The organism is Micromonospora sp. NPDC005220 (genome assembly GCF_040607895.1).
GTDB lineage: Bacteria > Actinomycetota > Actinomycetes > Mycobacteriales > Micromonosporaceae > Micromonospora.
On record NZ_JBEXHP010000047.1, the window covers coordinates 38446 to 45285 of the forward strand.

6 protein-coding genes are annotated in these 6840 nt (G+C 70.1%); 1 reads left to right on the forward strand and 5 read right to left on the reverse strand.

Features of this window, described 5'->3' with window-relative positions; all coding sequences use genetic code 11:
- Positions 1-17 precede the first annotated feature (17 nt).
- The 5 genes from ABZU52_RS18775 to ABZU52_RS18795 form a co-directional block, all read right to left on the reverse strand.
- Positions 18-1397, reverse strand: coding sequence for a GH1 family beta-glucosidase (locus tag ABZU52_RS18775; protein ID WP_354972277.1), 1380 nt, complete (start codon positions 1395-1397; stop codon positions 18-20).
- Positions 1394-2227, reverse strand: a complete 834-nt coding sequence (locus ABZU52_RS18780) for a carbohydrate ABC transporter permease (protein ID WP_354972278.1) — start codon at positions 2225-2227, stop codon at positions 1394-1396. The genes ABZU52_RS18775 and ABZU52_RS18780 overlap by 4 nt, the downstream gene beginning before the upstream one ends.
- Complete coding sequence (locus ABZU52_RS18785) at positions 2224-3222, reverse strand: sugar ABC transporter permease (RefSeq protein WP_354972279.1); 999 nt, start codon at positions 3220-3222, stop codon at positions 2224-2226. Before ABZU52_RS18785 ends, ABZU52_RS18780 begins: the two co-directional genes overlap by 4 nt.
- Positions 3223-3292: 70 nt before the next feature.
- The gene (locus ABZU52_RS18790; protein ID WP_354972280.1) at positions 3293-4591 is read right to left on the reverse strand and encodes an extracellular solute-binding protein; all 1299 of its coding nucleotides are present in this window, start codon (positions 4589-4591) and stop codon (positions 3293-3295) included.
- A gap of 200 nt (positions 4592-4791) precedes the next feature.
- Positions 4792-5550 carry a maleylpyruvate isomerase family mycothiol-dependent enzyme gene (locus ABZU52_RS18795; RefSeq protein ID WP_354972281.1) on the reverse strand — a complete coding sequence of 253 codons (759 nt, stop codon included), beginning with the start codon at positions 5548-5550 and terminating at the stop codon, positions 4792-4794.
- Between the two features lie 69 nt (positions 5551-5619).
- Between ABZU52_RS18795 and ABZU52_RS18800 the strand changes: the two genes are divergently transcribed.
- Positions 5620-6702: a UDP-N-acetylmuramate dehydrogenase gene (locus ABZU52_RS18800; protein ID WP_354972282.1), complete on the forward strand. Its 1083-nt coding sequence runs from the start codon at positions 5620-5622 to the stop codon at positions 6700-6702.
- Positions 6703-6840: the final 138 nt, after the last annotated feature.

The window sequence follows — 6840 nt, forward strand, 5'->3', positions numbered from 1 at the left end:
CGCCTTCCCCCCGCTCGTCACAGCCCGTTCCGGGAGATCACCTCCTGGTACCACCGGGCGCTGGCCTTCGGTGTACGCCGCTGGGTCAGGTAGTCGACGTGCACGATCCCGAACCGCTTGCGGTAACCCTCCGCCCACTCGAAGTTGTCCAGGAATGACCATACGAGATAACCGCGCAGGTCCACGCCCCGGGAGATCGCCTCATGCGCCGCACGGAGGTGCCCGTCGAGGTAGGCGATGCGATCGGAGTCGATCACCTGCGTCGGCCCGCCGGGCGAGTCGGCGCCCGATTTGTCGGGGAACGCGGCCCCGTTCTCGGTGATCAGCAGAGGTACCCCGGGGTAGTCGGCGGCGATCCGCTCCAGCAGCCGGGTCAGCCCGGCCGGCTCGATCATCCACCCCATGTCGGTGAGCGGCCCGGCCGGCGGCAGGAAGTGCACAGCGCCTTCGGTGCCCGGGTAAGCGCCGTTGCCGGCACCGTCGGGCCGACCGGCCACGTAACTCGGGGCGTAGTAGTTGATGCCGAGCAGGTCGATCGGGGCGGCGATCAGCTTCTCGTCGCCGTCGCGGATGAATGTCGGCTCGACGATCCGGGCCACGTGCTCGCGGACGTCGTCCGGGTAGCCGCCGGCCAGCAGCGGGTCGAGGAAGATCCGGTTGTGCAGGCCGTCGACCAGGCGGACCGCGGCGGCGTCGGCAGCGCTTTCCGGGTCGGCCGGGCGAACGTCGGCCGGGTTGACCGTGATGCCCACGCTGCGCGCGCCGGCCGCCCGCAACGCCCGCGCCGCCAGGCCGTGCCCCAACAGCAGATGGTGTACGGCGGTGAAGGCCGCCGCCGGATCCTGCTCGCCCGGAGCGTGCACGCCGTTGGCGTAACCGAGGTAGGCCGAGCACCACGGCTCGTTGAGCGTGGTCCACACGTCGATCCGGTCGCCGAGGCGGGCGTGGACCGCGGTGGCGTAGGTGGCGAAGTGTTCGGCGGTGTCCCGGTTGGTCCAGCCGCCCCGGTCACCGAGGGCCTGCGGCAGGTCCCAGTGGTAGAGGGTGACGATCGGGTCGATGCCCCGAGCCAGCAGGGTGTCCGTGAGCCGGTCGTAGAAGTCCAGCCCACGGGGGTTGGCGGGGCCGGTGCCGTCGGGCTGGATTCGTGGCCAGGCGACCGAGAACCGGTACGCCCGCAGGCCCAGCTCGGCCATCAGCGCCACGTCGTCGGCGTACCGGTGGTAGTGGTCGCAGGCGACGTCGCCGGTGTGGCCCTGGTACACCTTGCCCGGCGTACGGCTGAAGGTGTCCCAGATGGACGGACCGCGACCGTCGTCGCGGGCCGCGCCCTCGATCTGGTACGCGGCGGTGGCCGCCCCCCAGAGGAAATGCTCGGGAAAACGGATTTCATTCACGCCTTGACCGCACCTTCCATGATTCCGCCGATGATCTGCCGGCCGAACAGCACGAAGACCAGTAGCAGGGGCAGCGTCGCGATGGCGGTGCCGGTGAACACCTGCGACATGTCCTGGTAATACCCGTCCGAGAGTGCTCGTAGGGACAGCTGCACGGTTGGATTCGCCGGGTCGTTCAGCACAGCGTACGGCCAGAGGAAGTCGTTCCAGGTGGTCATGAAGGTGAGCAGACCGAGCACGGCGGCGGCCGGACGCAGCGCGGGCAGCACGACGTGCCACCAGATCCTGGCGGTGCCGCAGCCGTCCATCCGGGCGGCCTCGATCAGTTCGTCGCTGATGGCCTGGCCGGCGTACTGCCGCATCATGAACACCCCGAACCCGGTGACCAGCACCGGGACGATGACGGCGGGCAGCCGGTCGTTCCACTGCAGTTTGGTCATGAGCAGGTAGAGCGGGATCACGCCGAGCTGGGTCGGGACCATCATGGTCGCGATGATCACCAGCAGCAGGGCGTTGCGGCCCCGGAACCTCAGCTTGGCGAAGGCGAACCCGGCCAGGCTGGAGAAGAACACCACGGAGACGGTCACCGTGATCGCCACGATCGCCGAGTTGATCAGGCCGGTCAGGAAGTACGCGTCGGTGTTGTCGAACAGTCGAGCGATGTTCGCGCCCAGATTGCCGCCGGGGGTGACCGGGGGTGGCAGTTGGCCCATCGCGTCGTTGCTGCGACTGGCGACGACGAACATCCACCAGATCGGGAAGATCGACAGGGCGGCGGCGAACACCAGGGCCAGGTAGGTGAGCGGGGTGGCCCGCCAGAGCCGGCTCATCGGGTGGATCCCTTCCGGGCGCTGGGGCGCGCTCCGCCACCGAGTCGGCGCAGGACCAGCACGTTGACCGCCGCCACGATCGCGATGAGCGCGAAGAGCAGCCAGGCCACGGCCGAGCCGTACCCGAAGTTGTAGTGCGGGGCGAATGCGTTCTCGAACATGTACATGGTCAGGGTCTGCGACTCGCGCAGCGGCCCACCGCGGATCGGGTTGGTGCCGGAGTTGAACATCCGGGGTTCGGTGAAGAGTTGCAGGCCGCCGATCGTGGCGATGATGGTGCAGAAGATGATCGTCGGTTTGAGCAGCGGCACGGTGACCGACCAGAACTGCCGGGCCCGGCTGGCGCCGTCGATCGCCGCCGCCTCGTACAGGTCGCGGGGGATGGCCTGCATCGCGGCCAGCAGGATCAGCGCGTTGTAGCCGGTCCACCGCCAGTCGACCATGGCGGAGATCGCCACCCAGGAGGCGATGCGGTTGGACTTCCACTCGATGGCGTCCATCCCGACCAGGTCGAGCAGCCAGTTGATCATGCCGAACTCGCGGCCGAAGAGCACCCCGAAGACGATCGCCACGGCGGCCGTGGAGGTGACGTTCGGGACGAGCACGGCCATCCGCCAGCCGGTGCGGGCCCGCAGCCCCCGGTTCAGGAGGTTGGCCAGCCAGAGCGCGGCGAGCAACTGCGGCACCGTGGAGATGACGAAGATGCCCAGCGTGTTGACCAGCGCGTGCCAGAAGTCGACATCGGCGAGCAGCCGGGTGTAGTTCTCCGCGCCGACGAACGGGTGGTCGGTGCCGAGCAGGTCCCAGTCGTGCAGCGACACCCAGAAGGTGTACGCCAGCGGGTACGCCCCGAAGACGCCGAAGATCAGGAAGAACGGGGCGATGTAGAGGTACGGCGAGAAGCGGGTGTCGAACCGGCTGAGCCGACCCGAGGACTGGCGGTGGTTGCCGGTTGCCGGTGTGACCGGCGGACGGGCGTCGAGCTGGACGGTCATGCCCGAGAACTCCTTTCCGTCGCGCGGGCGGGACCCCGGCTGCCGAGGCCCGCCCGCGCGCTCGCTCGGGCTACTTGGCGGCGGCCTTCTTGGCGTTGTTCACCGCATCCGTCCAGCCCTGGGCAGGGTTACGCTGGCCCAGCTCCACGGTCCGTACGGCGTTCTCCACCTCGGTACGCACGGCCTGGTTCTTCGGGCCCATGTAGACCGGCTTCAGGCTCTTCGCGCCGCTGCCGAAGATCGACCCGACGGGCGCACCGGAGAAGTACGCGTTCGTCGACTGGGCGATCGCCGGGTCGTCGAGGGCCTGCGGCGAGGAGGGCAGCGGGCCCTTCGCCTTGAACGCGCCGATCTGACCCTTGGCGCTGGTCAGGAACTTGGCCAGCTCGATCGCCTCGGCCTGATGCTTGCTCTGCTTCGGCACGGCGAGGTGCGACCCGCCCCAGTTGCCGCCGTTGCCGGGCACCCGGGCGATGTCCCACTTGCCCTGGGCGGTCGGGCCGGCGTTCTGCTCGATGACGCCGGTCATCCAGGCCGGGCAGGCGATGGTGGCGAACTTCGACTGCTTGAAGGCGGACACCCACTCCTCGGACCACGAGCCGTACTTGCCGGAGAGGCCCGAGTCGATGATGTCCATCGTGGTGTCCCAGGCCTGCCGTACGGCCGGGTTGCTGTCGACGACCAGCTTCTCGCTGGTGTCGTAGTAGCTGTAGCCGGAGGTGTTGCCGGCGGTCTGGAGCAGGATGGTGTTGAAGGTGTTGGTGGCCGCGTCGAGGAAGGACGCCCCGGTCTTGGCCGCGGTGAACTTCTCGCCGGTCGCGATGTAGTCCTGCCAGGTGGGCCAGAGCTTCGACACCTCGTCCCGCTCGGTGGGCAGGCCGGCCTTTTCAAAGAGGTCCTTGCGGTAGCACATCGCGATGCCGCCGACGTCGGTGCCGAGGCCGATGAGCTGCTTGCCGTCGGCGGTCAGGCCGGCGTTCCACTTCCACTCGAGGAAGTTGCCCTTGAGGTCGGCGGCGCCGTGGTCCAGCAGGTTGACGAAGTTGCCGGGGTTGGCCTTGTACTCGACCAGCAGGCCCTCCTCGATGGCCACCACGTCGCCGGCGCCCCGGCCGGCGGCGAGCCACTGCGTGAGCTTCGGTGAGTACTCGTCGAGGTTGGTGCCGGTGCCCCGTTCGACGATCTTCACGTCGGGGTGTGCGGCCATGTACTCCTGGTAGAGCTGCTCGTAGCCGAACTGGCCGAAGACGTCGACGGTGAGGGTGACCGGTCCGTCGCCCGGCTCGTCGCCGCCGCCGCAGCCAGCGGTGACGAGCAGGGCGGTGGCGAGGGCCACCGCGGCGAGGCGGCGGCGCGGGAAGACAGCCATGGGTTTCGACCTCTCTCAAGGCGGGCGGGTGATGGCGGTTAGTCCAGAGAGCGCTCTCACGACAGGGTGGTGGGTCGTCAACCCGCTGTCAAGAGAGCGCTCTCTCGGGATTCCGGCCCCGCCCCGGTCGCCGCTCGTCGATGGACGCAGACGAGGGCGTCACCCCGGACGGGGTGACGCCCTCGTTCGGGCTGGGCGCGTCAGCCGGTGCGCAGACCGTCCAACAGGGCGCGGTCGCCAGCGACGTCCAACGTCTCGAAGCTCACCCGCCCCCAGAGCGCCAACAGCAGGTCGCTCGCGGTGCCGCTGACCTGGGCTCGGGCGTGGTGATCGTCGTGGTCGAAGATGGTCGCGGTGTCGAGCAGCGCCACCCCCTCGCCGCGCAGCCGCAGATACCAGTCCTGGGCCGCATCGGTCGCGCTGAGCTGCACCACCCCGCGCCAGTCACCCGGCACCTGCCGCCGCCCGGCGGGCAGCCAGGTGTCCAGCACCTCACTCACCCCGTCGGCCGCGAGCTTCGCCTCCACCGGGTCACCAGCCCCGATGGCGAGCTGGGCATCCCAGCGGTGCACAGCCGTCTCGTGCGCCATCCGACGCGGCCAGAAGCCGGCCTTCTTCGGTTGAGGGGCCCAGTTCCACGCCGGTGCCTCCGGGTCGAGCCCGTCGAAGACGGTCATCAGCCGGTCGTACCCCTGCTGCCACAGCTGGAGCGCGTTCACGCCCGGGTCGGCCTCGACCTTCTCCCGCCGAGGCGGTTGACTGGTCTGGCCGGAACCGGCGAACGACGAAACCCAGTGGTAGATGCCGGCCAGGTGCAGGGTGAGGTCGTTGACCGTCCAGCCCGGACAGGACAGCACCGGTGTCTCCGGCGGCGCCTCGGCCACCGCCGCCGCGAAAGCCGGACCCTCCGTCCGGAGCGCCCCGATCCAGAAATCCTTGCTGCCCTGCAGTCTGCTCATCGCCATCCTCCCGGGGGTGCCGGGCGACCAGTGGGTGCCACGGCTAGTTGTCAGCCTAAGGTGAAGGGCGTGCCAGACGCCTCCGCCCAGCCGACAACCGACGCCGATCGTGCCATCTCCGGTCCACTCGCCTGCTACACCACGCTGCGAACGGGTGGACCGGCCGAGCGGATCGTGGCCGCCGGCAGCGCCGACGAGATCGTCCGGGCGGTCCAGGCCGCAGCGGAGCCGGTCCTGATCCTGGCCGGCGGCAGCAACGTGGTGATCGGCGATGCCGGCTTCCCCGGCACCGTCGTCCTGGTGCGCTCCCGTGGTGTGCGGGTCATCGCCGAGGACGCCGCCTCGGTCACCGTACGGGTCGACGCCGGCGAACCGTGGGACGACCTGGTCGCTGCCACGGTCACCAACGGCTGGGCCGGGCTGGAGTGCCTCTCCGGCATCCCCGGCTCGACCGGTGCCACCCCGATCCAGAACGTCGGCGCGTACGGCCAGGAGGTCGCCGAGACGATCACCGGCGTCGAGGTGTACGACCGGGTCGAGGGCACCCGCCAGGTCATCCCCGCCGCCGACTGCGGCTTCGCCTACCGGGGCAGCATCTTCAAGTACGTGGACCGCTGGATCGTGCTCTCGGTCGACTTCCGGCTCACCAGGTCTGTGCTCTCCGGGCCGGTGCGCTACGCGGAACTGGCCAGAGCCCTCGGCGTCGAGGTGGGCGACCAGGTGCCGCTGGCGGACGCCCGAGCGGCGGTGCTGCGGCTGCGGGCGGGCAAGGGGATGGTGCTCGACGCCGCCGACCCGGACACTCGCTCGGTCGGCTCCTTCTTCACCAACCCGGTGCTCGACCGGGCGACGTACGAACAACTCCTGGAACGCTCCGCCGAGCTGGGCGACCCGCCCGCCTGGCCCGGCGCGGACGGCCTGGTCAAGGTGAGCGCCGCCTGGCTGATCGACAAGGCCGGCTTCGGCAAGGGCCACCCCGGCCCGGGTGGCGTGGCCATCTCCAGCAAGCACACCCTGGCCCTGACCAACCGCAGTGGCACCGCCCACACCAGCGACCTGCTCGCCCTGGCCCGCACCATCCGCGACCAGGTCCACGCCCGCTTCGGCGTGACCCTGCACCCCGAACCAGTCCTCATCAACAGCACCCTCTAACCCGCCCCGCCCCCGCCCGCCCCGCCCCCGCCCGCCCTACCCCGCCCGCCCTACCCCGCCCGACCACCCCCGCCCCCCGCCCGCCCCGCCGCCCCTCCCCGGCGATCATGGAGTTGTGGTGGGCGTGAGCTCCGCATA

Coding starts and splice junctions, on each gene's coding strand:
- ABZU52_RS18780 (WP_354972278.1), bottom strand. CDS start 2,227: ATGAGCCGGCTCTGGCGGGCCACCCCGCTCACCTACCTGGCCCTGGTG.
- ABZU52_RS18785 (WP_354972279.1), bottom strand. CDS start 3,222: ATGACCGTCCAGCTCGACGCCCGTCCGCCGGTCACACCGGCAACCGGC.
- ABZU52_RS18790 (WP_354972280.1), bottom strand. CDS start 4,591: ATGGCTGTCTTCCCGCGCCGCCGCCTCGCCGCGGTGGCCCTCGCCACC.
- ABZU52_RS18795 (WP_354972281.1), bottom strand. CDS start 5,550: ATGAGCAGACTGCAGGGCAGCAAGGATTTCTGGATCGGGGCGCTCCGG.